Genomic DNA, 25,238 nt, shown 5'->3' on the forward strand with positions numbered 1-25,238 from the left:
CCGCTGCGCCCGGATCAGGCCTTGGGCGCTCTTTTCGCCGGGGCCTTCCTGGCAGGGGCTTTCGTCGCCGCCGCTTTGGCCCGCGGTGCCGCTTTCGGCTTGGCTGCGCTCAGCGCCGCTTCGGCGCGGAACCAGTAGGCTTGGTCTCCCCCTTCGGGTGCGCCGTCGTCGAGCCACATGTGATAGGCGGCTTCGCGGATTTCGTCATCGGTGGGCTTGCGTTTGGGCATCGGGATGGTCTCCGGACTTGGTGATCTTCCGATTACCAGCATGGCGGCAATCGTCGCGCGGGGCAAGCTATGCCGCCCGCGTTGCACCATTGTGACAGCGATTGGTGAAAAACTAGCCGCCGGTATGGCTCATGTGCCGCGACATCTGGCCATCCGCGCGTTGCCGCGAATAGTCGAAATCGTGCCCCTTGGGCTTGTGGGTGATCGCCTCGCGGATCGCGGCGATGAGCGGCGCGTCGTCTTCGGGGTGGTCGCGCAGAGGCGCGCGCAGATCGGCGCGGTCTTCCTGCCCGAGACACATGTAAAGCTCGCCGGTGCAGGTCATCCGCACCCGGTTGCAGCTTTCGCAGAAATTGTGCGTGAGCGGCGTGATGAAGCCGATCTTCTGGCCGCTTTCCTCCAGCCGCACATAGCGCGCCGGGCCGCCGGTGCGTTCGGCCAGCGGGGTGAGGGTGAAACGCTCGGCAAGACGGTCGCGCAATTCGGAGAGCGGCCAGTATTGATCGAGCCGGTCTTCCTCCTCGCCGAGGTCGCCCATCGGCATGACCTCGATCCAGGTCAGGTCCATGTCGTTGGCGGCGCACCAGTCGGTAAGCGTGAACAACTCTTCCTCGTTGAAACCCTTGAGTGCCACCGCGTTGATCTTGACCCGGAGCCCGGCGGCCTGCGCTGCCTCGATCCCGCGCAACACCTTGGCGAGATTGCCGCGCCGGGTGATCCTGGTGAACTTGTCGTGATCGAGCGTATCGAGCGAGACGTTCACCCGCCGCACCCCGGCGGCAAAAAGCTCATCGGCGAATCGTTCGAGTTGCGAGCCGTTGGTGGTCAGGGTGAGTTCCTCCAGCGCGCCGCTTTCGAGATGGCGGCTCATGGCGCGGAAGAATGTCATGATCCCCTTGCGCACAAGCGGCTCGCCGCCGGTTATGCGAAGCTTGCGCACCCCGAGCCCGATGAAGGCGGTCGACATCCGGTCAAGCTCTTCAAGCGAGAGGAGCTCTTTTTTCGGCAGGAAGACCATTTCCTCCGCCATGCAGTAGGAGCAACGGAAGTCACAACGATCGGTCACCGACAGGCGCAGGTAGGTGATCGGCCGCTGGAAAGGGTCAATAAGGGTGCGCGTTTCCATAGTGAAATACTAGGGTTTTATCTGGCCGGCCGCAAGCGGTCGTGGCATTGTTCGCCACGGCATTTGCAACTAGGTTTCGTGCATGAGACGTTTGCTCATCCTTGTGGTCCTGCTCTCGGCCTGTGCCGAGATCGCTCCGCCTGACGCCGACATGGCGCCGCCCGAGGGGATGACCCGGCCGATGCCCCGGCCGGACTCGGACGCGCCGCCATCCGGGGCGAGAACCGCCGACGCCTTCGATACCACCACAGACGCCGAGCGCGCCGCCGCGCTGTCCGCGACCGTGCCCGGCACCGAGGCGCGGCTGGGCCGCACCGTGGCCACCCTCGGCAGCCCCGCCGATCCGGGCCTCTGGCTTGAAACCCCGCTCACCGACCGGGTGCGTCCTGGTCGGGTGGTGGCGGTGGCGAGCGGGGAGAGCGTCAAGCTCGAACTCAGGCCGATCGACGCGCCGCCGGGGGCCGGCAGCCGGATCTCGCTGCCAGCGGTGCGGCTGTTGAACATCGGGCTGACCGGTCTGCACGATCTGGACGTATTCGGCCAGTGAGCCCGGCTTCGGCGTGCGATCCGCGGCAAGCTTTCGGCTACGCGCCCCAGACCGCGCCGATCGCGAGGTAGAACACCAGCGCCGCGCCAAGGCAAAGCCCCATCGGAAAATCCTTGCGCTCCCAGCTTTCCCAGCCCGGCGTGCGGGCCCGCACCCAGGGCATCGCCCGGGCGATACGGTGGATGGCAAAACCCGAGAGCACCACGGCGGCCAGCAGGTAGCCGAAGATGATCAGGTCTGCGCGCAGCACGAAAGGCGCCATCGCGGCGGCGAACTTGGCATCGCCCGCGCCCATCAGCCCGGCAGAGCTCGCGACGAACCCGAGCGCCAGCACCACGGCAAGATGCACCCAGCGCCAGGCCCAGACTTCAAGCGGCAGCGCCAGCAGCCCAACCACGGCAAAGACCGCGACGAGTGCCAGAACCGCCTTGTTGGGGATTTTCATCCGCGCCATGTCGGACCATGCCACCCAGATCGCGATCGGAACCACGAAGGGCAGGAACCAGAGCGCGGTTGCAGCGGTTTGGGCGGTCATTCCGTCAGCCGCGCTGAACGTTGCTTTCGAGCGCACGCAAGGCGCGCACCGCGGGATCGAAATGTTGCGGGTGGGTGTCGATGGCTTCTTCGAGCAGCGTCTTGCCCATGGTCAGATCGCCCTGCTTGATGGCGGCCAGCGCCAGCGTGTGCAGAAGCTGGGCGCGTTCGACCTGGCTGACCGCGAGCACCGGCAGATCGTAATTGCGCTGCGCCCCGCGCGCCATCATCAGGTTGTTCTTGGCGGTGAACATCTTTTCGTCATAGGTCAGCGCTTCGAGGAAGAGCTTCTCCGCGCCGGGGAAATCGCCCCGCGTCAGCTTGGAATAGCCCCAGTTGTTGAGAATACGCGCGGGGCTGGTGGTGAGGCCCACGGCGGTTTCATAGAAGCTGTCGGCTTTTTTCCAGTCCTCGCCCGCGTCCGCGACCATCGCCTCGAGCCGGTAACGGTCGTAGGTTTCGACGGTCGGGGGAACCTGTTTCAACACGTCCTCGGCCTTGGCCCAGTCGCCTGCGCGGATCAGCGCGTCGGCGTGGTTGACCTGGTCGTCGGCGGTGGCCTCCTCGCTCTGCGCCACTTCGGCCCAGACCCGCGCCGCTTCTGCCGGTTTCTTGGCCCGCACCAGCGCCTGCGCCAACCCGCGCTTTAGGTCGATCCGGTCGGGGCTTTCCTGCACCGCGCGGCTGAAATAGGCGACTGCCTCGTTGGGGTCACCGGCCTGCAACATGATGTCGTTGAGCCCGGTGGCGTCGATCGCGTTCACCCCGGCGACGGCGCGTTCCACTTCCTCGTCGGTCATCTGGCCTTCGCATGCCGACAGTGCCACGACGCCGCCGAGGCAGAGAGAAAAAACAATCATATGGCGCATTTTGCCTGCGTCCTTTTCCTGCTCGTTTGGCGCTTCGCTTGTTATTGCTGTGCGAGGAGCAGGTAATCCCCCTGGCCCCGGCGCATCAGCGCGAATGTCGCCTCTTCCGGGGCATCATACGAAATGTTTTCGACTTTTGCGAGCGCCAAGGTGAGGTTGTCGCGGATCGAGTCGGTTTTGCCACTATCGAGCCCGTAGGCGATGCGGAAAACGCGCGCCGCCTCGGCCACCTTGCCGCGTTCCATCAGCACCACGCCAAGGTTGTTCCATGCCGGGGCGAACTCCGCGTCCTTCTCGGTCGCCTGCCGGAGCAGGGTTTCCGCCTGCCCGAGACGGCCGAGCTTGAGATTGGCCGAGCCCAGAGCCGAAAGCACGTCGACGGTGATGCCGCGGTCCGCCGCGGAGCGGGTATAGGACTTCAGCGCAAGCTCATATTCCCCCGCCGCCATCAGCCGGTGGCCGACAATCAGCCCGTCGACGCTGTCTTCGCCCGGGGCCACCACGTCCGGCGCGTAGGCACCGCCGCCGCGATTGCCCAGACCGGGACCGCCATCGCAGGCCGATAGCGCCAGCAAGGATGCCAGCGCCATCGCCGATGATATGCCGCGTTGTGTGATTTTTGCCCTCAGAAGCTGATGTTGCCCAACGTTACGTACACCTCGTAAACCGACGGCCCGATCAGGATGATCAGAAGCGGCGGAACCGTGAGCATCATTGTGGCAAGGGTCATCTTTGTCGGCAAGGTATTTGCCTTCTCCTCGGCGCGCATCACCCGTTTGTCGCGCATTTCACCCGAGTAGACGCGCAGCGCCTCGGCAATCGAGGTGCCGAAGGTGGCGGACTGGATCATCACCGTGGCAAAGCTCGCCACGTCTGCCACCCCGGAGCGTTCGCCGAAATCGCGCATAACCTGGATCCGGTCCTTGCCGGCCTTCATCTCGTGGGCGATGATCTCGAATTCTTCCCCGAGCGCGGGAAAGCCGATGCGGATTTCCTTCGCCACCCGGATCACCGCCTGGTCGAAGGACTGGCCGGCCTCGACGCAGACCAGGAGCATATCGAGCGCATCGGGAAACCCGTTGATGATCTCTTCCTTGCGCGATTCGACCCGCCGCGTAACCCAGTATTTCGGAGCCATGTAGCCCACGGCACCGGGGATCAGGATCGAAAGGATCGTCGCCTGGGTCGAGGGGTCGCCGGTCGCCGACTTCAGGATGGCATAGCCCACGCCCAAAATCAGAAAAGCGATGCCGAGCGCGAACTGGGCAAAGTGGAACGTGCGCACCGCGTTCTTGCCGGGATAGCCGGCCTGCAACAGCGTGAGCTGGATTGCCGAGTATTCTTCCTTGTCGCTGGGTTCGAGGAAGGCGGCGTATTTCTTCAGCTTGTCGGGCGTGTTGGAATGGGCGCGCAGGGAGGTCTTGCTTTCATCGTGCACGCGCTGCGAAGTTGTCCGCTTGAGCTTGTCGAGCGGATCTTCGGGTTGCTTCAGCATCATCAGAACAACCGTCAGGACCAGCATCAGCCCGACCCCGCCAAGCGCGATCATCGGCCCGAACGGGCCAAACGTGTCTGCGAGCATCGTGTTGAGCGCGTTCATGGGTTGACCTCAAACCTTGATATCGACGAGGGACCGCATCACGAAGACATTGGCCACGAGGAAGGCACCGGCCACCAGAGCGGCGGGGATGAAGGCGGCGGTATCCTTCACGTCGTCGTAGTAATTTGGCTGTAGCACGTTGATTGCCACCAGCGCGACAAGCGGGAAACCCGACAGGAAGGTGCCCGACCATTTCGCTTCGGCGGTGATCGCCTTCACGCGGCGGAACAGCTTGAAGCGGGCGCGGATCACCTTCGACAGACCTTCGAGGATCTCGGCAAGGTTGCCGCCCGATTGCTGCTGGATCGAGACCGCGACGGCGAGGAAGCGCAGATCCTGCATGTCCATCCGTTCGGCGAGGTGCTTGAGGCTCTCGGCCACGTCGCGGCCGTAGGCGCTTTCATCCGCGATCACGCCCATTTCGGACCCCAGCGGGTCGGGCACCTCGCGCGAGACGATCTGCACCGCCGAAGAGAATGGATGGCCCACGCGCAACGAGCGCACCATCAGTTCCACCGCGTCGGGCAGTTGCTCCTCGATCATCGCAAGGCGCTTCTTGGCCTTGTTGTTGATCCAGACATAGACCCCGCCAAACCCCATCGCCAGCGCGATCACGATGCGCACCGCCCCCCCGGCTGAAGTGCCCACGGTGAGGCCGACATAGGCCACGAACGACACCCCTACCATCAACATGATGATCTGCCTCGGCGAAAAGGCGATATTGGCCTTTTGTGCCTTCTCCGCCAGCAGCGAGTAGAGCGGAATGCCCCTCGCGTTCATGTGCTGGTGCATTTCCTTGCGGAGTTGTTCGAGCACCTGTTCGCGCGCGGCACCCTTTTCGAGCATTTCGAGGCGACGGTTGACCCGGCTGTTGAGCGAGATGGATTTGCCGAAAACGGTAAGATAGACGCCCTCGACGAGTACGATCACGGCGATGAAGATCAGGCCGTAGATCAGGGGTTCTGCGCTGATGATCATCTGGGTTGCTCCATGGAGACCGGTTCGAAGAGCGAGGCCGGCAGGTCGTAGCCCCATTGCCGGAAACGATCGGAATAATGCGAACGCACGCCGGTGGCGGTGAAATGTCCGATGATCTTGCCGTCGGGTTCGAGCCCGACGCGCTGGAAACGGAACACTTCCTGCATCGACAGCACGTCGCCTTCCATCCCGGTCACCTCGGTGATCGAGGTCATCCGGCGCGAGCCGTCCTGAAGGCGGCTGGCCTGCACGATGAGGTTGACCGCCGAAGCGACCTGCGCCCGCATCGCCTTGAGCGGCATTTCCATGCCGGCCATCGAGACCATGTTTTCAAGCCTTGAGACCGCATCGCGGGCGTTGTTGGCGTGGATCGTCGTCATCGAGCCGTCGTGGCCGGTGTTCATCGCCTGCAGCATGTCGATCACCTCTTCGCCGCGGGTCTCGCCCACGATGATCCGGTCGGGGCGCATCCTGAGTGCGTTGCGCAAACAGTCGCGCTGGGTCACGGCGCCCTTGCCCTCGACGTTGGCGGGGCGGCTTTCCATCCGGCCGACGTGGGTTTGCTGAAGCTGAAGTTCCGCGGTGTCCTCGATGGTGAGGATACGCTCGCTGTCGTCGATGAAGGACGACAGCGCGTTGAGCGTGGTGGTCTTGCCCGAGCCGGTGCCGCCCGACACGATGATGTTGAGGCGGCAAGCGACGGCGGCCTGAAGATAGACGGCCATTTCCTCGGAGAAGGCACCAAAGCGCACGAGATCGTCGATCCCGAGCTTTTCCTTCTTGAACTTGCGGATCGAGACCAGCGAGCCGTCCACCGCCACTGGCGGCACCATCGCGTTGAAGCGCGAGCCGTCAGCGAGGCGGGCGTCGACATAGGGGTTGCTCTCGTCCACCCGTCGGCCCACCGCCGAGACGATCTTGTCGATGATCCGCAGAAGGTGCTTTTCGTCCTTGAAGGTCACATCGGTGAGCGTGAGCTTGCCGGCGCGCTCTACGAAGATCTGGTGCGGACCGTTGACGAGGATATCGTTGATGTTGTCGTCTTTCAGCAGCGGCTCCAGCGGCCCGAGGCCGGTCACCTCGTCGAACAGATCCTGGTTGAGCAGGCTGCGCTCTTCGCGGTTGAGAACGACGTTCATCTCCGAAAGCGCCTCGGTGGCGAGGTCGCTGATTTCGGCGCGCAGGTCTCGTTCCGAGGCGGTTTCGAGCGCCGCGAGGTTGAGGTTGTCGAGCAGGTAGCGGTGCAGCTCGACCTTGATCTCGCCCAGCCGCTCCTTGCGTTTGCGCTCCTTGTCGGGCTGTGCGGCCTGCGCGGGCGCGGCTTCGCGGCGCTGCGGCTTGGTCGGCACTGTGGGCGCGGAAGGCGCGGCGAGCGCCTGTTTCGGGGCCGCGTAGGCGGGGGCCGGTGTGGCGGCAGGTGCAACGGCGTGAAGTTTCGGCGCGCCGCCCGCAGCCTTTTCAATTCCCGATTTCTTGTAGCGCGAAAACACCTGTTGCCCTCCTATTTCGCCGCCGCTTCGGCGGTGACGCTGATCTCGTGCAACGACTTGGCAATCTTCATGATTTCCTTGCGCAACGGCGACTTGGCGAGGTTCTCGGACAGCGGCAACCCGTGGTCGCAGGCCTGCATGACCTGCTTTCCGCCATCGGGCAGTTGCACGCCGATCTCGATGTCGAGGCTCTCGGCCATCCGCTTCACCCGGCTCTTGCCCGAAAGATCGGTGAACTTCGGCGCGCGGTTGAGCACGTAGCGCAGCTTGTCGTGCGGCAGGTCTTCCGATTTCAGCAGCCGGATGATGCGCAGCGTGTTCTGGGCCGAGCGCATGTCGAGCTCGATCGGTGCGAAGTAGACATCGGCCGCGTTCAGCACCGTCTCGGTCCATGTCACCAGCGTCGTCGGCATGTCGATCACGATGTAGTCGAAAAACGCCCGGGCCATATCGATGATGCGTTCGACGTCTTCCCCGGTGATCAGGTCCAGCGGCAGCATCTCGCTCGGCGCGGTGAACACGTGGAGCTGGTCGTTGAACGTGAGCAGGGCGGCCTGGAAACTCTCCTCGTCGGCGGATTCGGTGTCGGACAGCAGTTCGTAAACCGCATCGCGGCGGGGCAGGTCGAGATAGGTCGAAACCGAGCCGGTTTGCAGGTCGAGGTCGATCAGGCAGGCGCGCGGCGGCTTGTTCTTGTCGATATTGGCCAGTTCCCAGGCGAGGTTGACCGCGAAGGTGGTCGCGCCGACGCCGCCGGCAAGGCCATGCACGCCGAATACCGCGCCGCGGTGGCCGACGCCGGGCTTTTGCAGCGCAGGCTGCGCGGGTTGGGGCGGGGCCGCGGGTTCCGGCTCGGGTCGCCGCAGACGCTCGATCGCGTCGTGCAGGGCACCTTCGGGCAGCGGATAGGGAACGAATTCCTCCGCCCCCATCTTCAAGAGCTGGTGCAGCGCGATCGGGCTCACCTCTTCGGCGATCACGATCGCCTTGATTCCGCGCGCGGAAGCGGCACGGATCACCTCGGCGAAGCGGGCAAGCTCGGCCTCGTCATCGTCGTCCATCGCCACCGCGATGAATTCCAGTGCCTCCGCGTCGGGCTGGCCGAAAAAGGCAAGCGCGTCTTCCAGAGAGAGGTCGCCCCAGCCTTCGCCGAGTTCCGTTTCCATGTCTTCGATCAGGAGGTCGAATTCCTGAACGTCACGCGAGATCGTGCAAGCAACGATCGGTGCCGGGTCTTGCTGGATGGCCGCATTCCCACTCATTTGCCTCGTTCCTTTTGTCCAGGGTGCTGTCGATTGGCGTGGCCCGGGTTTTCCCGTGACCACCCGACAAACCCCCCGTGCGACTCGCACACGGGTCTGCTCGTTACGTCCTGCAAGGTCGCAATCAATATCGGCAACATTGCGGCGGAAAGCGCGAAATTATGCGGTTTTACGAGACGAACCGTGATGGAGGGCCGGGCTGTATCCGGCGTGTCAACATGCCCGGAACGAAAACGGCCGACCCGATGGATCGACCGAACTTTTTTCTTTGCGGGGTTGTGGCTCAGTCGCCTTCCAGAAGGCCGCCACCGCCGGTGTTCGGCGGGAGTTCCGTGGCCGAAGCGACATACTCCCGCCAGACCACACTGGCATATTTTCCGTTCAGGATCAGCGGATGATCTTGCACAAAGCCCGAAACCTCGGTGACGGTGCGGCGGTTGCGCCGCTCGCGGTCCTGGGTGTTCACCAAGGGCCGGGTTTCGCCATAGGACACCATCGCCTCCAGCCGCGCCCGGCTGATGCCGCGGGCGGCAAGATAGGAGACCACCGCCTGCGCCCGGCGCAGACCGAGCGAACGGTTGTAGGCAGCCGACCCCACCAGATCGGTGTGGCCGTAAACCCGGAACCGCACCTCGGGGAACCTGCGGATGAAATGGGCCTGGCGGTCCAGCGCGGCGCGGGCCTGGCCATCGAGCGTGGCGGAGTTGAACGCGAAGTTCACCGTGTCGGGCACTTCCTTGGCGAAGCGCTCGGCGAGGTTGATCACGTAGATCTTTTCGCCGGTATGGTAGGCCATGTTGTTGGCGGTCGCTTCGCCGAAGCTGCCCTGATCGAGCCCGCTGCCGGCCTCGCCGTAATTGGAAAGCGTTTCCTCGCAGCCTGTGAGCAGGGCGATCACGGACGTGGCGGCAAGCAGCGACTTGGTTCTGGTCATGGCCATGCTCAATCCTCCATCACGTAGCCATAGGAGCCGCCGAAATCCTGCCGCGCAACCTCGCCAGCCGCGCCCGTGGTGGGCCGGTTGGGGGCGGCGGTGCGCCCGTAGAGAAAGAGATCGGTTTCCGAGGGCGGCTTGATCCGGTCGGTCGGCAGCGCCAGCGCCTCACCCCGCGTCGGGGTGACGAGATGCGGCGTGATGATGATGACGAGTTCCGACTGCGCGCGGGTATAATCTGCCGAGCGGAACAACGCGCCGAGGATCGGGATATCGCCAAGCCAGGGCACCTGGCCGTTGAGATCGCGGAAATCGTCCTGCAACAGCCCGGCGATCGCAAAGCTCTGGCCGTCGCGCATCTCGACCGTGGTCGAGGTTTCGCGCCGCTTGAACGAGTTGACCGTGAGATTGCTGGTGCCGAAGGTCGCGGCATTGTCGAGCGCCGAGACCGATGCCGTGAGCTGGAGGTTGATGATATCGTCATCGACAACGCGCGGGGTGAACTCGAGCTCGACGCCGAACGGCTTGTAGTCGATAGAAATGCCGCCTTCCTCGTCTTGCACCGGCACCGGGTATTCCCCGCCGGCGAGAAAGCTGGCCTGCTGTCCGGAGAGCGCGGTGAGGTTGGGCTCTGCCAGCGTGCGCACCATACCCTTGTTTTCAAGGGCTTCCAGCAGGATCTGGAATTGCAGTGCGCCGGCACCGAGCCCGAAGCCGAAGGCGCCGGTGCGGTCGTTTCCGGTGGTGAAGGATTCGCCCGCGAAGGCGGACGAGAGCGTGTTGCCGTCCGAGAAAGCACCCGAGCCGATGGTCAGCCCCGCGCCGATGCCGCTGCCCGCGAGCGAGCCGCCGAAGCCGAGCGAGGTCGACAGGCTCTTGGTGACCGAGCGTTGCATCTCTGCGAAGCGCACCTTCAGCATCACCTGCTGGGTGCCGCCGACACTCATCAGGTTCGAGATCCGGTCGGGCGCGTAGCGCTGGGCGAGATCGAGCGCGCGGTCGAGCGCCGAGGCCGAGGTGACCGTGCCCGAAAGCACGATGCCGTCGTTGGCGGTGCGCACCTCGATCGACTCGCCGGGCAGGATCTGGCGCAGGCGTTCCTTGAACTCGGCAATGTCGGGGGCAACCTGCACCTCGACGTTCGCGATCAGGGCACCGTCGGCGGCGAGCAGCGTGAGCGTCGTGCGCCCCGGTGCCTTGCCGAGCACGTAGATCGTGCGGTCCGACAGGGTGGAGATATCGGCAATGCCGGGGTTGGCGATCGAAAGCTCGGCGAAAGGTTCGTCGCTTTCCACCACCACCGCCCGGTTCATCGGCACGCTCAGCGCGCTCGATGCGGCACCGGTCATGACCCGCAGCGTTTCGGCGCCCGCGCCGGTGATCTGCGCAGACGCGAGGCCAAGGCCCAGAAGCGCCGCTCTCAAAGCATATTTCAGTGTCATCGTGATCCTGCCTCTCCGATCACCGTTGCCGGGCGGTGCCCGTCTGCGGCTATGTGCCGGCCTGCTCGTTTTTGTCCGCCCGTTTGCCACGGGTCTGGTCGTATCTTGCCGCCCGTCTTGCGCGGGTCTTTCTCAAGTTTCTGGCACACCATGGGGCACTTTTTGGTTTTTTGCAAGAATCAAGGGCTTGGCGGTCCTTGTTGCTGAGTCCGGGTGGCAACACCATTGCCGGAAGGCCCCGAAAGGCCTCAAGATGTTGGGGGCGAGGCCATGCCCGCCCCCTCGAAGTGGTGCTTCGCCCGGCTCAATTTGTCGGGCAGGGGATCTGGGTTTCGACGGTCTCCGCGCCACGACGCGTGCGCACAGTGCAGATCTCCGGTGCTTTCGGGGCTTCGACGACTTCTTTTTGCTCGATGCCAAGCAGGGTGTTCTGATCGATCAAGACCTCGCGGGCCACGGATGCGTCGCTATGGCCGATGAGGGAGAGTGAGAGCCGGCCGGTGTTCTGTGCGAGGTTGAGCCGCCCCACCTGGTCGGGCGTCACTTCAACCGTGACGGTGCGGGCGACCAGCGGCGCGGTCCGGTCGAGATCGGCGCGCTGGTCGATCGCGATGATGTGCACGTTGGTCAGGATCAGTTGCGTGACCTCGCCTCCGGTGCCTTCCTGCCGGGTACCGGTTCGTCCGGTCCAGTAGACGTCGACCCGGTCGCCAGGGGAGATGAAGCCCGAAACGCCGGAGGCAACATCGACCTTGATCGCGAAGGCGCGCTTGCCGCTGGCCAGCCGGGCCGAGACGCCGGCATCTTCGCCGGGTGCGGTCACCTTCACCTCCAACACGGCCTCGTCCTTCTCCATCGCGCGAAGCGCCGTGCGGAAGGGCTTTTCGCCTTCGGGAAACAGCGCTTCGAGCGAGGTATAGGTGCCCTCGGGCACGGCGTCCTCGGGCCACTTGACCGCGCGCACGTTCTCCTTGGTGATCTGCTGGCCATAGCGCATCGCCTCACTGACGACGAAGACCTCGGTGGTTGGCACCACCTCGTCACTGGTGGCCCGTTCGGCGGCGAGCGCCGCCTGGTATTGATCGAAGACGCCCTTGGCCATGTAGACGGCGAAGCCGGCGAGGCCGAGGCCGATGATGAGCACAAGCAAGAATACTGAGCGCATTGTGTGTCCTTTCCGGTTCGGGCCGAATTTCGGCCGTCAACTCACAGCGACAGTGCCCGGAGAATGCGGCGAAATTCTGAACAAAGCGTGGATTTGCAGGGGTTTGTTCAGCAGCCACGGCCTTGAGGTCGAAGCAGTGTACCAGCAGACAACAAAGAGAAGGGCCGCATCCATTCGGGATGCGGCCCTTTCAGGGTCATTCGATCATGCGGCCTACGCCGATTATTCTTCGGTGCCGTGTTCCATGACGCCGGTTTCGTCCAGCTTGTCGCCGATCGCGTCGGCGAGGTCGGTGGTGCTGCCCGACACCGACATCAGCACGGCGATGCCGAGGCCGACGATGGCGGCGGTGAGCACGACCCAGTCAACGGTGACCGCACCGGATTCGTCGTTCTTGAAGGTCTTGAAGAAGTTCACGATTTTCATGTCATATTCTCCTTTGGTGGTCCGGTCTGGACCTTTGGTTCGTGATCTTGGTCTTGTCTTGGTGACGTTGGTGCCAATTATTCTTCGGTGCCATGTTCCATGACGCCGGTTTCGTCCAGCTTGTCGCCGATCGAGTCGGCGAGGTCGGTGGTGCTGCCCGACACCGACATCAGCACGGCGATGCCGAGGCCGACGATGGCGGCGGTGAGGACGACCCAGTCAACGGTGACCGCGCCGGATTCGTCGTTCTTGAAGGTCTTGGCAAGTTTGAACAGTTTCATCTCTAGTCCCTCCGAAAGGATATCAGCTCGTTTGTTTCCCGCCCTGCAGACCTCCCGAACCGCCTGTGAACCGATCCGATACCCTGCTTGGCATGGTGCAAATACAACTCCAGATTGGGGCAGGAGTTGGACGAGTTTCGTGCATTTTTGGGCAGTGCCGGGCGGGCCGCGGTGTTTCTTGTCAAGGCTCTGAAAACAAAGGTAACTTTCGGTTAACTTTTTTCGCATATGCGGCTTGCAACGGCGTGCCAGGGGCGAGAATCACTGCTCGGAACGGGAAAAACTGGCCTTCGCAGCGGTTTTCTGCGACAGTATTGCAAAACGATATAATCGAGGCAGAGCAGGTATTCCCATGCGTGGGCTGGCAACACTCCTGATCGGCGTGGCACTCCTTGTGGCCGCGCCTTTGCGTGCCCAGACCCCGGAGCAGCCCGGCGGCTTCACCTTCAAGCGCATCGCCGCACCGCCCAAGGGGCAGGGGCCGAAGATCACCGTGCAGGTCGATCCGGCCGACTACACCGCATGGATGGAGGGGGTGAAGCAGCCCGACGGGAAGGCGGCGGTCCTGCCCGCCGCGATGGCGTTACCCGCGCCCTCCGAATGGGAATGGTTCTGGCGCGAGGTCTCGGCCGACCTTGTCGATGCCGGCCCGGCCAACCTGTCGCGTGCGCTCGCCACGCTCGACGGGGCCGAGGCCGCACCTGCCCCCCGGTTGCAGGCCTTGCAGGACATCGCCGCACGCTTCGGGACCGAGATCCTCGCCGCCACTGTGGGAACCGACGTGTCGCCCGCGCTTGTGGTGGCGCTGATTGCCATCGAGTCGAGCGGGCGCAGCGGCGCAGAAAGCCACGCCGGCGCCCAGGGTCTGATGCAGCTCATCCCCGACACCGCGGCCCGCTTCGGCGTCGACGACGCCAATGACCCCGGCCAGAACATCCGCGGCGGCGTGGCCTACCTCGCCTGGCTGATGAAGCATTTCGACCGCGACCCGATTCTTGCCCTCGCCGGCTACAACGCGGGCGAAAACGCGGTAACGAAACATGGCGGCGTGCCGCCCTTCGCCGAGACCCGGGCCTATGTGCCCAAGGTGCTCAACGCCTGGCGGGTGGCGCGCGGGCTGTGCCGCACCCCGCCCGAGCTGATCACCGACGGCTGCGTCTTCACCGTGCAGGGCTGAGGTTGCGGGCGCGCGCCCGCGTGAGGGGGCTTTCTGCCCCCTCTTGGCCTTCGGCCAATTCACCCCCGAAGGTATTTTTTGACCCAAGAAGCCGGGGTCGGCGCGTTCAGATCGAGAGTTTCTTGAAGATCTGTTCGGGGATCAGCTTGATGATCGTCATGATCAGCCACCAGAACCCGGGCGTGTAGATCACGTTGCGTTTGCGGGCCACCGCCTTGAGGATGTCGCGCGCCACCTTGTCGGGGGACGCGACGAGGAACATGCCCTCTACCCCCCAGGTCATCGCGGTATCGACGAAGCCGGGCTTGACGGTGACGACGTGGCCGCCGGCCCGGGTGAGCCGGTTGCGCAGGCCTGACAGGTAGGTGGCGAAGGCGGATTTGGCAGCGCCGTAGGTGTAGTTTCCGATCCGGCCGCGGTCGCCCGCCACCGAGGTGACGCCCACCACCGTGCCGCAGGCGCGCGCTTCCATCACCGGAACGAGCGTGGCGAGGAAATGGGCGGGGCCGGAGAAATTGTCGATGGCGACGGTGTCGATCAGGGTCGGGTCGGCGTCGATCTGGGCCTGCAACGGCATCGAGCCGACAAACACCGCGACGTTGATCTCGCCCGGCTCCAGCTCGACCTTGCGGATGATCGGCGCGAAGGTGCCCGCGTCGCGGACATCGAAGCGGATGGCGTCTGCCGCGGCGGCCCCGCGCGCCGAAAGATCGGTTGCGAGCGCCTTCAACTCGTCCATGTCGCGGCCCGCGAGCAAGAGGGTGTCGCCCTGTTCGGCACAGCCGCGGGCGAAGGCGCGCGCCATCGCGGAGGTGGCGCCGAGGATGATCCAGGTTCGTGTCATTTCGTTCCCCGCAGTTGCAGACGGCGCACCATGTCGGTGATCAGCAGGCCCTTCGGGTCGGCCTTCTCGGCCTGTGCCGCCCAGGCCTCCCATTCGGGATACATCGCCTTGATGGTGGCACCGGAGGCGAGCGCGTCCTTGCCGAGGTAGAGCCGCCCGCCGGCCTCCACCGTCATCGCCTCCAGCTCCGCGATCAGCACCTCGGCCGTCTCGCGCGCCGGGAAGTCGATCGCCAGCGTGTAGCCCTCCATCGGGAAGCTCAGCATGCCCGCGCGCCCCTCGCCCATGCGCTTGATCACCGCCAGCGGCGAGGCGAGCCCCGAGCGCGAGATCTTCGCGACGATCTGCTTCAACACCTCGGCATTCTCGACCGGCACCACGCATTGGAACTGGTGAAAGCCGCGTTTGCCGTAGAGCCGGTTCCAGTCGTAGAGCTTGTCGAGCGGAAAGACATGCGCGGCGATCGGCATCACGCTGACGTTTCCGCGGGCTGGCACCTTGCGCCAGTAGGCGGCGTTGAACAGTTTCACCGTGGGGGCCGAAAGCGCGAAGGAGGGCAAATCGAACGGCACGGTGACCGCCGGCAGAGCGCGGCGCCGGGGGCCGTCGGTGAGTTCCGCTTCTTCGAGGATGCCCCGGCCCATCGCCGCCCCGGTGGCGGTGCCGTCGATCCAGCCGACGTTGTAGCGGAAGGTGGAGGCGTCGAGCAGGGCGAGGAACTCGTCGAAGCTCTCCACCCGGGTTTCCTTCACCCGCATCGAGGTGCCGGGGGTGGCGATCATCTGGAGCTTTGCCGAGAGGATCACGCCGGTCTGGCCGATGCCGCCCATGGTGGCGCGAAACAGTGCCTTGTTGCGGGCGGGGCTCGCCACCACGCGGCCGCCGCCCGGTTGCAGCAGCGTGATCGAGAGCACGTGCTGTCCGAAGGAGCCGAGGACGTGATGGTTCTTGCCGTGGATGTCATGGGCGATGGCGCCGCCGACGGTGGGAAAGCCGGTGCCGGGCACCACCGCCGGGATCCAGCCGCGCGGCGCGAAGAGGCGGACAAGCTCGCCGATCTGGATGCCCGCTTCCACCTCCACCACGCCGGTTTCGGGGTCGAAGGCAAGGATCTTGTCCATCCGGGTCATGTCGATGATCCGGCCGCCGTCGTTGAGGAGCGAGTCGTTGTAGCTGCGCCGCATCCCCATGGCGGGGGCGGGGGCGTCTTCCATCAGCGCCGCGAGTTGCGCGGCGCGCTCGGGGCGGGCGATTTCCCCGCGCGCGGTATGAACCCGGCCCCAGCCGGCGTAGTCAGCGGTTTTCCACATCATGTGCGTGCCTCAAAGAGAGTTTTTCGGCGACCGGGAAGAGGAAGAAGCCGATCGCGATGGCGAACCAGAGGGTGGTGACCCGGATGATGGCGGTGGCGGGGATCGAGGCTTCCAGCGGCACGCCTTCGAGGCTGAGCAGCGCCACCATCGCCGCTTCCGCCCCGCCGACCCCGCCGGGTGCGCCGGTGAGCCCGCCCGCGAGCCCGGCGAAAATGAAGATCGCGACTGCCGTGGCCACGCCGATATCGGCTCCCATCCAGACGAGGAGTAGGTGGAAGCCATAGCCTTCCGCGAACCAGCCGACAAGGCCGAGGAGGCCGGCGAGCGCCATCAATGGCAGCGACGAAAAGGCCTTGAGCGAGCGCGCGGCCCGGCGCATGCCGGCAAAGAGCCGGGGGAAGCGGCCGGTTGCGCGGTGGCCGAGGCTTGCCATTCCGGCGAGCAGGCCCGGCCGCGTGGCGATCACAGCCCCCACCAGCGCCATCAGCGTCACCGGCAGGCCGAAGGCGATGCCGCTGGCCGAGAACGCCAGTGCCGCGCCGAGCAGCAGGCCCATGGCGGCGAGATCGGAGGCCCGGTCGACCAGCATCAGCGGCGCGGTGCGCGCGAAGCGCCAGCCGGTCTCGCGCCCGATCCAGCGCATCCGCACCAGTTCGCCGAGCCGCCCCGGCGTCACGCTCATGGCGAAGCCGCCGAGAAAATGCCTCAGGCTCGCGGTCAGCGTCAGGCCAAGCCCGAGGTGGCGCGCGAACAGGTGCCAGCGCAACCCGCGGGCGAGGTAATTGACCAGCGAAAGCAGCAGCAGAACCCCGATCTGCCACAGAAACAGCCGCGCGATCTGGGCCCGCGTCTCTTCCCAGCCGGTGGCGGCGGCGAGCCCGGCAAGCCCGGCGAGAACGAGCCCGAACAGACCGGCGAACACCAGCGTGTCACGCAAGCGGCGTCGGGGTGTTGTCGTCGCGCGGGGAAGGGGCTCGATGCTCGACATGTCTTTCTTGCCGCCGGTCGCGGGGTTCGAGGCAATTCTATTGCCTTGCGCGCCAAATGGAAACAGCGGAGCACGATAATCGAAACCAATTCGTGCCCGGGATCTCGTGCGCCGGCATACGAAGGTAGGCTTTGCCAAGGCGGCGTCCGCGCGCTAGGTCATGGCGACGACAGGATGGAGGATACCATGACCGCGCTGCGCACCGATATCGACCCCGACGGGCTTCTGGAATTCTCGGTGGTCTTCACCGACCGTTCGCTCAACCACATGTCGGCGACCTTCCAGCAAGTGATGCGCGATATCTCGGGCACCCTGAAGGAGGTCTACAACGCCGAGGCGGTGGCGCTGGTCCCGGGCGGGGGCACCTATGCGATGGAAGCGGTGGCGCGGCAACTGGCCACGGCCAAGCGCGCGATGGTGATCCGCAACGGCTTTTTCTCGTACCGCTGGAGCCAGATCTTCGAGATGGGCGGGATCCCGGCGGAGGAAACCGTGTTGATGGCCCGGCGCGTGGGCAATGCGGCCACCGCGCCCTTCGCGCCCGCGCCGATCGACGAGGTCGTGGCGAGGATTCACGATGAGCGCCCCGAGGTTGTCTTTGCCCCGCATGTCGAAACCTCCAGCGGCATGATCCTGCCCGACGATTACATCGAGGCGGTCACCCGGGCGGTGCACGAGGAGGGCGGACTCTTCGTGCTCGACTGCATCGCCTCGGGCACGGCTTGGGTCGACATGAAGGCGCGCGGTGTCGACGTGTTGATCTCGGCACCGCAAAAGGGCTGGTCGGCGCAACCCTCGGCGGGGCTGGTGATGATGAACGCCCGCGCCCGGGATGTGGTGAAGGCGTCGCAATCCACCTCCTTTGCCGTCGACCTCGGCAAGTGGCTCGCGATCATGGAAGCCTACGAGAACGGCGGCCATGCCTATCACGCGACGATGCCCACCGACGCGCTGCGTGCCTTCCGTGATGTCATGCTGGAGACGAAGGAATATGGCTTCGACAAGCTTGCCGAGGCGCAATGGGAACAGGGCCGCCGGGTGCGCGCGGCGCTGAAGGCGCGTGGCATCAGGTCGGTCGCCGCCGAAGGCTTCGAGGCGCCCGGCGTGGTGGTGTCCTATACCGACGACCCGGAGGTGCAGGCTGGCCGGGCCTTCGCCGCGCTGGGATTGCAGATCGCCGCCGGGGTGCCGCTGATGGTGGGAGAGGGCGACGATTACCGCAGCTTCCGCCTCGGCCTTTTCGGCCTCGACAAGCTCTATGATGTCGAGGCGAGCGTGGCCCGCCTTGAGGCCGCGCTCGACAAGGTGTTCGGCTGAAGTGGTTTCGGCTGAGCGTTACTTGCCGACGGAGATGGTGATCAGCACGATGTAGATCACCGGCACGAGCGCGACCATCACCATGGTGATCCCGGCGACGCTGCCGAAGACGAAGCCGACGACAAGAGCGGCAACAAGGACAAGGGCGAGCAGGAAGGCCCAGATCTCGCCGGGGTTCGATTTGTCGCGACCCTTGGTGGCGGCTTCGATGTGAGTGTGTTCGGTCATGAGCGCGTCTCCTCCTGAAGTGTGACGCGCTTTCTGGACCATATATCTGGTTATCCAAATGTGGCAATACGCCACGCTTCCCGCTGTCTGGCGATGCGACCAGGCAGGCACCGGGGGCAGACGACTTGCGTCATCCTGCCCGAAGCAGGCGGTGGTTTCTCAGCGACCGACCGACACGAGCATCATGACAATGAACATGACCAGGGTGAACGCGAGCATTGCCAGAACGAGCGCAGACAACATGGGGCAGAACTCCTCACGGGTAGAATGAAGCGCGTCTCGCCACCAGCATAGCGCGAGGAGCACGGCTTTGGGAAGGCCTCGAACGCCGCAGGCGGCTCAGCGTGGGCCGAGGCCTGCCCGCATCACGCCCTTGCGCACCGGGGCAATGCCATGCACCGCCTTCAGCCCGGCGAGGCGCACCGCCTGCACCGCGGCCTCGCCGGAGCGGGCGACCCGGTTGAACGCGTCGATCACCCGTGCGCGCGCGGCGATATCGGGCTTGCGGGCGGCCTCGAAGGCTTTGAGCACGGCGGGTGCCCCGGGATCGGCAGGCGATTCCACCGCCGCCCCGACCAGCGCGATGATGTCGTTGAGCGAGGTGTTCAGCCCCTGGGCCCCGATCGGCGGCAGCGCATGGGCCGCTTCGCCCACCACCGCCACGCGGCCTTCGGCAAGCTGTTTCGCGGTCTGGGTGATGATCGGCCAGATCGAACGGCGGCCTTCGAGGTGCATCCAGCCCAGCAGGCCGGTGGAGCGGGTGAACATCACCTCCTCGAAAGCGGGCACGGCCATTTCCATGAGGTCGACCGCGCGGGGGCCGAAATTCATCCAGACGATCGCCGAGGCGTGCTTGCCGCCGATATCGGGCAGCGGCACGATGGTGAAGGGGCCGCCCTCGTTGTAGATCTCGGTAGAGATATTGTCGTGCGGCAGGTCGTGGGTGACGGTGAAGGCGAGCGATTTCTGCCCGTAGCGGGTGGTGGAAACCTCGATCCCGGCGGCTTCGCGCATCGGTGAGAACTTGCCGTCGGCGGCGATGGCGAGCCGCGCGCGCACGCGATCGCGGTTGTCGAGGCCGATGATCACTTCGCCGCTGCGCTGCACAAGGCTCTTGAAGCCGGTGCCGTAGAGCGCGGTGATGCCGGGGGCGTCTTGCAGGTAGTGCCAGAGCTCGCGGCGCACCACCCAGTTCATCAGGTTCCAGCCAAAGGGCTCGGTGCCCATGTCGGAGGCCGCGAAGGTGCGCCGGTCGCGCACGATGGGAGGCCAGCCGGTGGTGTCGATCACCGCGAGGCTTGCGAGTGGCATCGAATGGGGTTCGAGCAAGGGCCAGAGGCCGCAGGCCTCGAACAGGGCCCGCGCGGGCCGCAGAAAGGCGGTGGACCGCAGATCGGAGCCGTCGAGGTCGGCCTCGGTGACCGGTGCCACCGGATCGGCCATGACCACCGAGAAGCCGCGCGCGGCAAAGACGGCGGCCGCCACCTGGCCTGCAATCCCGCCGCCGGAGATGAAGATGTCAGCCTCGTGCGTCGTCATGTTCAGTCCCTGCTTTCGGTGCCAATCGCCGGGAAGGGGTCGTTCATGACCTGCGACAGAAAGCCCGGCAGATTGTCGGTGTGATAATGAATGTGATCGTTGGGCGCTGCCTCGGGCGCGACGTGCACGGTGCGCATCCCCATCGCGTGGGGCACCGCGAGGTTGCGCGGATCGTCCTCGAACATCGCCGCCGCCAGCGGGTCGAGCCCGTCGGCGGCAAACACCGTCTCGAAGGCCTCGCGGGCGGGCTTGGGATGGAACCGCGCCTCTTCCACGCCGTAGATCGCATCGAACAGGCCCGACAACCCGCGCGCCTCGATCACCCGCTCGGCATAGGGCACCGTGGCGTTGGTGTAGACGATCCGTCGTCCCGGAAGATCGCCGATCCGCGCGGCGAGATCGGGATCTGGCCGCAGCGGGGCGAAGGAGATGTCGTGCACCTCGACGAGATAGGGGCCGGGATCGACCCCGTGCTCGATCATCAGTCCGGCCAGCGTTGTGCCATATGTGCGCCAGTAGTGGTTCCGCAGGCGGTCGGCCTCGGCATGGTCCACGCCGAGCGCCGCCATTACCCAGTCCGTCATCCGCTTCTCGATCTGGCTGAACAGATTGGCGGAGGGCGGGTAGAGCGTGTTGTCGAGGTCGAAGACCCAGGTGGTGACATGTGAGAAACGTTGGCGCAGCATGGCGCGACCCTACGCCGGTGCTCGACTGCGGGCAATGGGGCAGGGCAGCGGTGGCGCGGTTCGCGACCCCGCGGCATGAAAAACCCCCCGCACGCGCAAGGCGGCGGGGGTGAGGTCTGGTCTGCGTCGGCGAAAGGTCGGCAAATCGTATGGCACGACGTATGGCAAAGCCCCCCGCCCGCCCGGCTTCAGGGCGCGGTCCTAGTCCTGCGCAAGGCACCCGGCGATCGCGTCGGCGGCGGCCGTCAGGGTGGCGGCGTAATGGCCCGGCCCGATCTCCTGCAACGCGCCGGTGGGATCGAGCAGGCCGATGCGCAGGCCGGTTTCGCCAGCGATGGCGTTGAGCAGCGCCGGGTCGTAGGCGGGCTCCGCGAAGGCGCATTCGACGCCGTGCTCGGAGATGATCTCGCGCAGCCCGGCGAGGGCCGCGGCCGACGGCGTCGAGGCGTCGCCCGGGCGCACGGTGCCGGCGATCTCGAAGCCGAAGCGGTCGGCGAAATAGCCCCAGGCGGCGTGGAAGGTCACGATCTCCGCACCTTGATGCGGGGCGAGGCGGGCTTCGATCGAAGCCGCGAGTTCGTCGAGACCGGCGACAGCCTGCTCGGCGTTGGCGCGGTAGGTTGCGGCGTTTTCAGGATCGCGCGCGGCGAGGTCTTCGGCGAAGGCGGGCAGCCAGGCGCGGGCGTTGTCGATCGAGGTCCACAGGTGCGGGTCGTCGTCGCCGTGCTCGTGGCTGTCATCGCCGTGCTCATCCGCGTGGGCATGATCCTCCTCTCCGCCCTCGCCGTGGTCATCTTCGTGGTCGTGGCCGGACTCGTCGTGCGCGTGATCGTCGTGCTCGTGCGCGTGATCATCGTGCTCCTCCTCGGTCGCCGTCGGGCGCACGAAGGAGCGCAGCGTGGTGGCCGGGTGATCCATCAGCACGATCTGTTCATCCGCGCCAAGGCCGTCGAGCGCGCGCGCCAGCCATGGGCTGAGTTCCGGCCCGACCCAGACCACGAGATCGGCGTCCGAGAGCATCCGCGCCTGGCTCGGGCGCAGTTGCACCGAATGTGGGTCGGACCCTTGTTCGAGCAGGAGGTCGGGGGTGCCGACGCCCGCCATCACTTGCGAGACGAGCGCGTGCACCGGAGCGATATCGACGACGACCTTTGGCGCGTCGGCGAAGGCGGGCAGGGCGGCGAGGGAAAGGATTGCGGAGAGACGGAACATGGGGCACCTTGTCCTGAGTTGCGGTTGTGTTATATTATCACAACGCAAGGTGATAACATCACAAAACAGGATCTGCAAGCGCCATGTCTTCCCCCGATCCCGCCCGCGCATTCGCGCCGCACGATCACAGCCGCTGCGCCAGCGAGGCGATGGCCCAGGCCGAGGCACTTTGCACGGCGTCGGGTGCGCGGCTCACCCCGGTGCGCCGCCGGGTGCTTGAAATCCTGCTCGAAGAACACCGGGCGCTGGGGGCTTATGACGTGCTCGAACGGCTTGCAACCGAGGGTTTCGGCCACCAGCCGCCGGTGGCCTACCGGGCGCTTGATTTTCTTGTCGAACAAGGGCTTGCGCATCGCATACGCCGGCTCAACGCCTTTACCGCCTGCACCCATCCCGGCGATACCCACGCGCCCGTCTTCCTGATCTGCGATGATTGCGGCGCGGTGGCCGAGGCACCGGGCAAGGCGGTGCGCGCAACGCTGGAGGACGCGGCGGCGGGCATCGGCTTTACCGTCGAGCGAGTGAATGTCGAAGCGCTCGGGCTCTGCCCCGGGTGCCGCGAGGCGCGGCCATGAGCCTTCTCGCAGCCGAAAACCTGCATGTTTCCTATGGCGGTGCGGCGGTGCTCGAGGGCGTAAGCGTGGCGATCGAACCGGGCGAGATCGTCACCCTCGTCGGCCCCAACGGCTCGGGCAAATCGACGCTGGTCAAGGCTATGCTCGGGGTGATCTCGCCCGACCGCGGGCAGGTGGTCCGCTCGAGGGGGTTGCGCATCGGCTACGTGCCGCAGCGCCTGCATATCGACGCCAACCTGCCGATGACAGTGGCGCGCTTCCTTTCCCTGCCCACGCGCCAGTCGGACGCGAGCGTTTCCGCCGCGCTTGACCGCGTGGGCGTGCCCGGTTTGGAGAACCGGCAGATGACGGCGCTTTCCGGCGGGCAGTTCCAGCGCGTGCTGCTGGCGCGCGCGCTGCTGACCGATCCGCAGATCCTTGTGCTGGACGAGCCCACGCAAGGGCTGGACCAACCCGGCGAGGCGGCGTTCTACGAGTTGCTGGAGGCGGTGCGGCGCGAAACCGGGGTGGCGGTGTTCATGGTCAGCCACGATCTGCACGTGGTGATGAGCGCCTCCGACCGGGTGGTTTGCCTCAACCGCCACATCTGTTGCCAGGGCACGCCGAAGGTGGTGAGCGCGGCGCCGGAATACCGCGCGCTCTTCGGCCATGGCACCCACGGCGCGCTCGCGCTCTACCAGCACGATCACGACCATAGCCATGACCACGATCATGGCCCCGCGCAAGCCGATTATCATGGGGGCGGCCATGCTTGACGATTTCCTTGTGCGCGCGGCGATCGCCGGGGTCGGCGTGGCGCTGGCGGCGGGGCCGCTGGGCAGTTTCGTGATCTGGCGGCGGATGGCCTATTTCGGCGACGCCACGGCCCATGCGGCGATCCTCGGCGTGGCGCTGGCGCTGATCCTGTCGATCCCGATCACGCTGGGCACCTTGCTGATCGCCCTCGCGATGGCGGCGACGGTGAGCTGGCTTGCCGCGCGCGGTCACGCGATGGATGCCACGCTCGGCGTGCTTGCCCATTCCGCCCTCGCGCTGGGGCTGGTGGCGATCTCCTTCGTGCCCGCGGTGCGGGTCGATCTCTCGGCCTTCCTGTTTGGCGATATCCTCGCGGTCGGCAAGACCGATCTCGCGGTGATCTGGGCCGGGGCGCTGCTTGTCGTGGGTCTGCTCGTCTGGCGCTGGGCGCGGCTGCTCACCGCCACGCTGTCGCGCGAACTGGCCGCCGCCTCGGGGATCGACCCCGACCGCGAGGGGCTGGTGCTGACGCTGGCGCTCGCGGTGGTGGTGGCGGTGGCGCTGAAGGTGGTTGGGGCGCTGCTGATCGCGGCGATGCTGATTATTCCCGCCGCCGCTGCGCGTGGCCTTGCGCGCACCCCCGAGGGCATGGCGATGGGCGCGGTGGGGATCGGTGCAACCTCGGCGCTGGCGGGGCTGGGGGCCTCGTGGCAATTCGATACCCCGGCCGGCCCGAGCATCGTCACCGCCGCCGCTGCGGTGTTTCTGGTCGTGGCGGTTTTCGGCCGGCTGCGGCGCGGCTGACCGGCCTCAGCCCAGCACCGTGAGCCAGCCCCAGGCGGTGAGAATCGACGCTGCCGTGCCAACCAGCACCGCCGTTGCCGTCACCCGCTTGGCGACGCCATACATCGAGGCAAAGACGTAGGCGTTGACCCCCGGTGCCATCGCCGCCATCAGCACCGAGGAACGGATCGCGCCCTCAGGGATCGCGAAGGCGTGGCCAAGCCCCCAGGTGATCGCGGGATGCAGCAGCAGGGAAACGCCACTCACCCAGATCACCAGGCGGATGTCGCCTTCGGGCCGGTAGGAGGCGAGGATTCCGCCGAGCGCAAAGAGCGCGGTCGGGATCGCCGCGCCCGCGACCATGTCGACCGCGCCCGCCATGGTCCCCGGCATGGTGAGGCCGGAGAGGTTCCAGAGCGCGCCGAGCACGATCCCGATCAGCATCGGGTTGCGGCTCATCGACCGGCTCACCTGCATGACGGTGGCCCCGACGCTGCGACCTTCGGCCCGCACGATCTCCATCGCCGTGGTCGAGATCAGGTAGACGAAAGGCGCGTGGAAGGCGATGATTGCAAAGTTGTAGGCCAGGGCCTCGACGCCGTAGGCCCGTTCCGTGATCGGCAGGCCAAGCAGCCCGCCGTTCGAGAAGGCCGCGGCGAAGGCCACCGCCACGCTGTCGGGCCATGGCCTGCGAAAGAGCAGCCGCGCGCCGAAAAGGCCTGCGAAAAACCCCACCACGACGCCGGTATAGAAGGCGGAGAGCATGAAGGGATCGAAGGTTTCGCCAAGGTCCAGCCGCGAGATGCCGCGAAACAGAAGCACCGGGAAAGCGAAGCCCTGGGCAAAGCCCATCGCGCCCTCGAACAGGCTCTCGGGCGCGCCGAGCGCGCGGCGCGCAAGGTAGCCAAAGCCGATCACGATGAACACCGGCAGGATGACTTCGATCAGAACCGACAT

General features: G+C 65.8%; 28 protein-coding genes. 6 read left to right on the forward strand and 22 right to left on the reverse strand.

From position 1 onward, the window contains the following. Window positions 1–14 precede the first annotated feature (14 nt). Both B9Y97_RS13330 and moaA read right to left on the reverse strand, forming a co-directional pair. Window positions 15–230 carry a DUF2934 domain-containing protein gene (locus B9Y97_RS13330; RefSeq protein WP_176224372.1) on the reverse strand — a complete coding sequence of 72 codons (216 nt, stop codon included), beginning with the start codon at window positions 228–230 and terminating at the stop codon, window positions 15–17. 112 nt (window positions 231–342) lie between these two features. Beyond that, window positions 343–1,356, reverse strand: a complete 1,014-nt coding sequence (gene moaA / locus B9Y97_RS13335; RefSeq protein ID WP_085527193.1) for a GTP 3',8-cyclase MoaA — start codon at window positions 1,354–1,356, stop codon at window positions 343–345. 82 nt (window positions 1,357–1,438) lie between these two features. On the opposite strand from moaA, the gene B9Y97_RS13340 reads away from it, so the two are divergent. Next, the gene (locus B9Y97_RS13340) at window positions 1,439–1,903 is read left to right on the forward strand and encodes a hypothetical protein (protein ID WP_085527194.1); all 465 of its coding nucleotides are present in this window, start codon (window positions 1,439–1,441) and stop codon (window positions 1,901–1,903) included. Window positions 1,904–1,940: 37 nt separating this feature from the next. On the opposite strand, the gene B9Y97_RS13345 is transcribed toward B9Y97_RS13340, so the two are convergent. From B9Y97_RS13345 to B9Y97_RS13400, 12 genes are all read right to left on the reverse strand, one after another. Beyond that, on the reverse strand, window positions 1,941–2,438 hold the full coding sequence (locus tag B9Y97_RS13345; protein ID WP_085527195.1) for a prepilin peptidase: 498 nt from the start codon (window positions 2,436–2,438) through the stop codon (window positions 1,941–1,943). A 4-nt stretch (window positions 2,439–2,442) separates the two neighbouring features. Beyond that, window positions 2,443–3,306, reverse strand: coding sequence for a tetratricopeptide repeat protein (locus tag B9Y97_RS13350; RefSeq protein WP_085527196.1), 864 nt, complete (start codon window positions 3,304–3,306; stop codon window positions 2,443–2,445). A 41-nt stretch (window positions 3,307–3,347) separates the two neighbouring features. After that, the gene (locus tag B9Y97_RS13355) at window positions 3,348–3,896 is read right to left on the reverse strand and encodes a tetratricopeptide repeat protein (RefSeq protein WP_085527197.1); all 549 of its coding nucleotides are present in this window, start codon (window positions 3,894–3,896) and stop codon (window positions 3,348–3,350) included. Between the two features lie 35 nt (window positions 3,897–3,931). Further along, window positions 3,932–4,906: a type II secretion system F family protein gene (locus tag B9Y97_RS13360; protein WP_085527198.1), complete on the reverse strand. Its 975-nt coding sequence runs from the start codon at window positions 4,904–4,906 to the stop codon at window positions 3,932–3,934. A 9-nt stretch (window positions 4,907–4,915) separates the two neighbouring features. After that, window positions 4,916–5,884 carry a type II secretion system F family protein gene (locus B9Y97_RS13365; RefSeq protein WP_085527199.1) on the reverse strand — a complete coding sequence of 323 codons (969 nt, stop codon included), beginning with the start codon at window positions 5,882–5,884 and terminating at the stop codon, window positions 4,916–4,918. After that, complete coding sequence (locus B9Y97_RS13370) at window positions 5,881–7,374, reverse strand: CpaF family protein (RefSeq protein WP_085527200.1); 1,494 nt, start codon at window positions 7,372–7,374, stop codon at window positions 5,881–5,883. Before B9Y97_RS13370 ends, B9Y97_RS13365 begins: the two co-directional genes overlap by 4 nt. 11 nt (window positions 7,375–7,385) lie before the next feature. Next, entirely contained in the window at window positions 7,386–8,636 is a 1,251-nt protein-coding gene (locus tag B9Y97_RS13375; RefSeq protein ID WP_085527201.1) for an AAA family ATPase, read from the reverse strand. 283 nt (window positions 8,637–8,919) lie between these two features. Continuing rightward, a complete protein-coding gene (locus tag B9Y97_RS13380; protein WP_085527202.1) occupies window positions 8,920–9,576 on the reverse strand; it encodes an OmpA family protein in 657 nt (218 codons plus the stop codon). A 2-nt stretch (window positions 9,577–9,578) separates the two neighbouring features. Continuing rightward, complete coding sequence (locus B9Y97_RS13385) at window positions 9,579–11,012, reverse strand: type II and III secretion system protein family protein (protein WP_085527203.1); 1,434 nt, start codon at window positions 11,010–11,012, stop codon at window positions 9,579–9,581. A 304-nt stretch (window positions 11,013–11,316) separates the two neighbouring features. Then, on the reverse strand, window positions 11,317–12,177 hold the full coding sequence (gene cpaB / locus B9Y97_RS13390) for a Flp pilus assembly protein CpaB (protein ID WP_085527205.1): 861 nt from the start codon (window positions 12,175–12,177) through the stop codon (window positions 11,317–11,319). 222 nt (window positions 12,178–12,399) lie between these two features. Beyond that, window positions 12,400–12,603, reverse strand: coding sequence for a Flp family type IVb pilin (locus B9Y97_RS13395; protein ID WP_085527206.1), 204 nt, complete (start codon window positions 12,601–12,603; stop codon window positions 12,400–12,402). A gap of 77 nt (window positions 12,604–12,680) precedes the next feature. Further along, a complete protein-coding gene (locus tag B9Y97_RS13400) occupies window positions 12,681–12,884 on the reverse strand; it encodes a Flp family type IVb pilin (protein ID WP_085527208.1) in 204 nt (67 codons plus the stop codon). A gap of 352 nt (window positions 12,885–13,236) precedes the next feature. On the opposite strand from B9Y97_RS13400, the gene B9Y97_RS13405 reads away from it, so the two are divergent. Then, window positions 13,237–14,061 (forward strand): lytic transglycosylase domain-containing protein, encoded by an 825-nt coding sequence (locus B9Y97_RS13405; RefSeq protein WP_085527209.1) that lies wholly within the window; start codon window positions 13,237–13,239, stop codon window positions 14,059–14,061. 106 nt (window positions 14,062–14,167) lie between these two features. On the opposite strand, the gene B9Y97_RS13410 is transcribed toward B9Y97_RS13405, so the two are convergent. Genes B9Y97_RS13410 through B9Y97_RS13420 form a run of 3 tightly spaced genes read right to left on the reverse strand, consistent with a single transcriptional unit; the run spans window position 14,168 to window position 17,206 of the window. Continuing rightward, on the reverse strand, window positions 14,168–14,905 hold the full coding sequence (locus B9Y97_RS13410; RefSeq protein ID WP_085527210.1) for an SDR family oxidoreductase: 738 nt from the start codon (window positions 14,903–14,905) through the stop codon (window positions 14,168–14,170). Further along, window positions 14,902–16,215: an FAD-binding protein gene (locus B9Y97_RS13415; protein WP_369596652.1), complete on the reverse strand. Its 1,314-nt coding sequence runs from the start codon at window positions 16,213–16,215 to the stop codon at window positions 14,902–14,904. Before B9Y97_RS13415 ends, B9Y97_RS13410 begins: the two co-directional genes overlap by 4 nt. Beyond that, window positions 16,199–17,206, reverse strand: a complete 1,008-nt coding sequence (locus B9Y97_RS13420; protein ID WP_085527212.1) for a lysylphosphatidylglycerol synthase transmembrane domain-containing protein — start codon at window positions 17,204–17,206, stop codon at window positions 16,199–16,201. The genes B9Y97_RS13415 and B9Y97_RS13420 overlap by 17 nt, the downstream gene beginning before the upstream one ends. 186 nt (window positions 17,207–17,392) lie before the next feature. Here B9Y97_RS13420 and B9Y97_RS13425 point away from each other — a divergent pair, with 186 nt between their 5' ends. Beyond that, window positions 17,393–18,523 (forward strand): pyridoxal-phosphate-dependent aminotransferase family protein, encoded by a 1,131-nt coding sequence (locus tag B9Y97_RS13425; RefSeq protein ID WP_085528266.1) that lies wholly within the window; start codon window positions 17,393–17,395, stop codon window positions 18,521–18,523. A gap of 18 nt (window positions 18,524–18,541) precedes the next feature. Here the strand turns inward: B9Y97_RS13425 and B9Y97_RS13430 are convergent, their stop codons facing one another. The 4 genes from B9Y97_RS13430 to B9Y97_RS13445 all read right to left on the reverse strand — a co-directional run bounded on the left by B9Y97_RS13430 (window position 18,542) and on the right by B9Y97_RS13445 (window position 22,188). Beyond that, window positions 18,542–18,751, reverse strand: coding sequence for a hypothetical protein (locus B9Y97_RS13430; protein WP_085527214.1), 210 nt, complete (start codon window positions 18,749–18,751; stop codon window positions 18,542–18,544). Window positions 18,752–19,090: 339 nt separating this feature from the next. Continuing rightward, on the reverse strand, window positions 19,091–20,290 hold the full coding sequence (locus B9Y97_RS13435; protein WP_085527216.1) for an FAD-dependent monooxygenase: 1,200 nt from the start codon (window positions 20,288–20,290) through the stop codon (window positions 19,091–19,093). 2 nt (window positions 20,291–20,292) lie between these two features. Continuing rightward, window positions 20,293–20,976 carry a pyrimidine 5'-nucleotidase gene (locus tag B9Y97_RS13440; protein WP_085527217.1) on the reverse strand — a complete coding sequence of 228 codons (684 nt, stop codon included), beginning with the start codon at window positions 20,974–20,976 and terminating at the stop codon, window positions 20,293–20,295. A gap of 201 nt (window positions 20,977–21,177) precedes the next feature. Next, window positions 21,178–22,188, reverse strand: a complete 1,011-nt coding sequence (locus B9Y97_RS13445; RefSeq protein ID WP_085527219.1) for a zinc ABC transporter substrate-binding protein — start codon at window positions 22,186–22,188, stop codon at window positions 21,178–21,180. Between the two features lie 83 nt (window positions 22,189–22,271). Between B9Y97_RS13445 and B9Y97_RS13450 the strand changes: the two genes are divergently transcribed. Genes B9Y97_RS13450 through B9Y97_RS13460 form a run of 3 tightly spaced genes read left to right on the forward strand, consistent with a single transcriptional unit; the run spans window position 22,272 to window position 24,302 of the window. Continuing rightward, window positions 22,272–22,763, forward strand: a complete 492-nt coding sequence (locus B9Y97_RS13450) for a transcriptional repressor (protein ID WP_085527220.1) — start codon at window positions 22,272–22,274, stop codon at window positions 22,761–22,763. After that, window positions 22,760–23,518, forward strand: a complete 759-nt coding sequence (locus B9Y97_RS13455; protein WP_085528268.1) for a metal ABC transporter ATP-binding protein — start codon at window positions 22,760–22,762, stop codon at window positions 23,516–23,518. Before B9Y97_RS13450 ends, B9Y97_RS13455 begins: the two co-directional genes overlap by 4 nt. Further along, complete coding sequence (locus B9Y97_RS13460) at window positions 23,511–24,302, forward strand: metal ABC transporter permease (protein ID WP_085528267.1); 792 nt, start codon at window positions 23,511–23,513, stop codon at window positions 24,300–24,302. Before B9Y97_RS13455 ends, B9Y97_RS13460 begins: the two co-directional genes overlap by 8 nt. A gap of 6 nt (window positions 24,303–24,308) precedes the next feature. Here the strand turns inward: B9Y97_RS13460 and B9Y97_RS13465 are convergent, their stop codons facing one another. After that, window positions 24,309–25,238, reverse strand: a complete 930-nt coding sequence (locus tag B9Y97_RS13465; RefSeq protein WP_085527221.1) for an AEC family transporter — start codon at window positions 25,236–25,238, stop codon at window positions 24,309–24,311.

The organism is Maritimibacter sp. HL-12 (assembly GCF_900177545.1).
Lineage (GTDB): Bacteria > Pseudomonadota > Alphaproteobacteria > Rhodobacterales > Rhodobacteraceae > Sinisalibacter.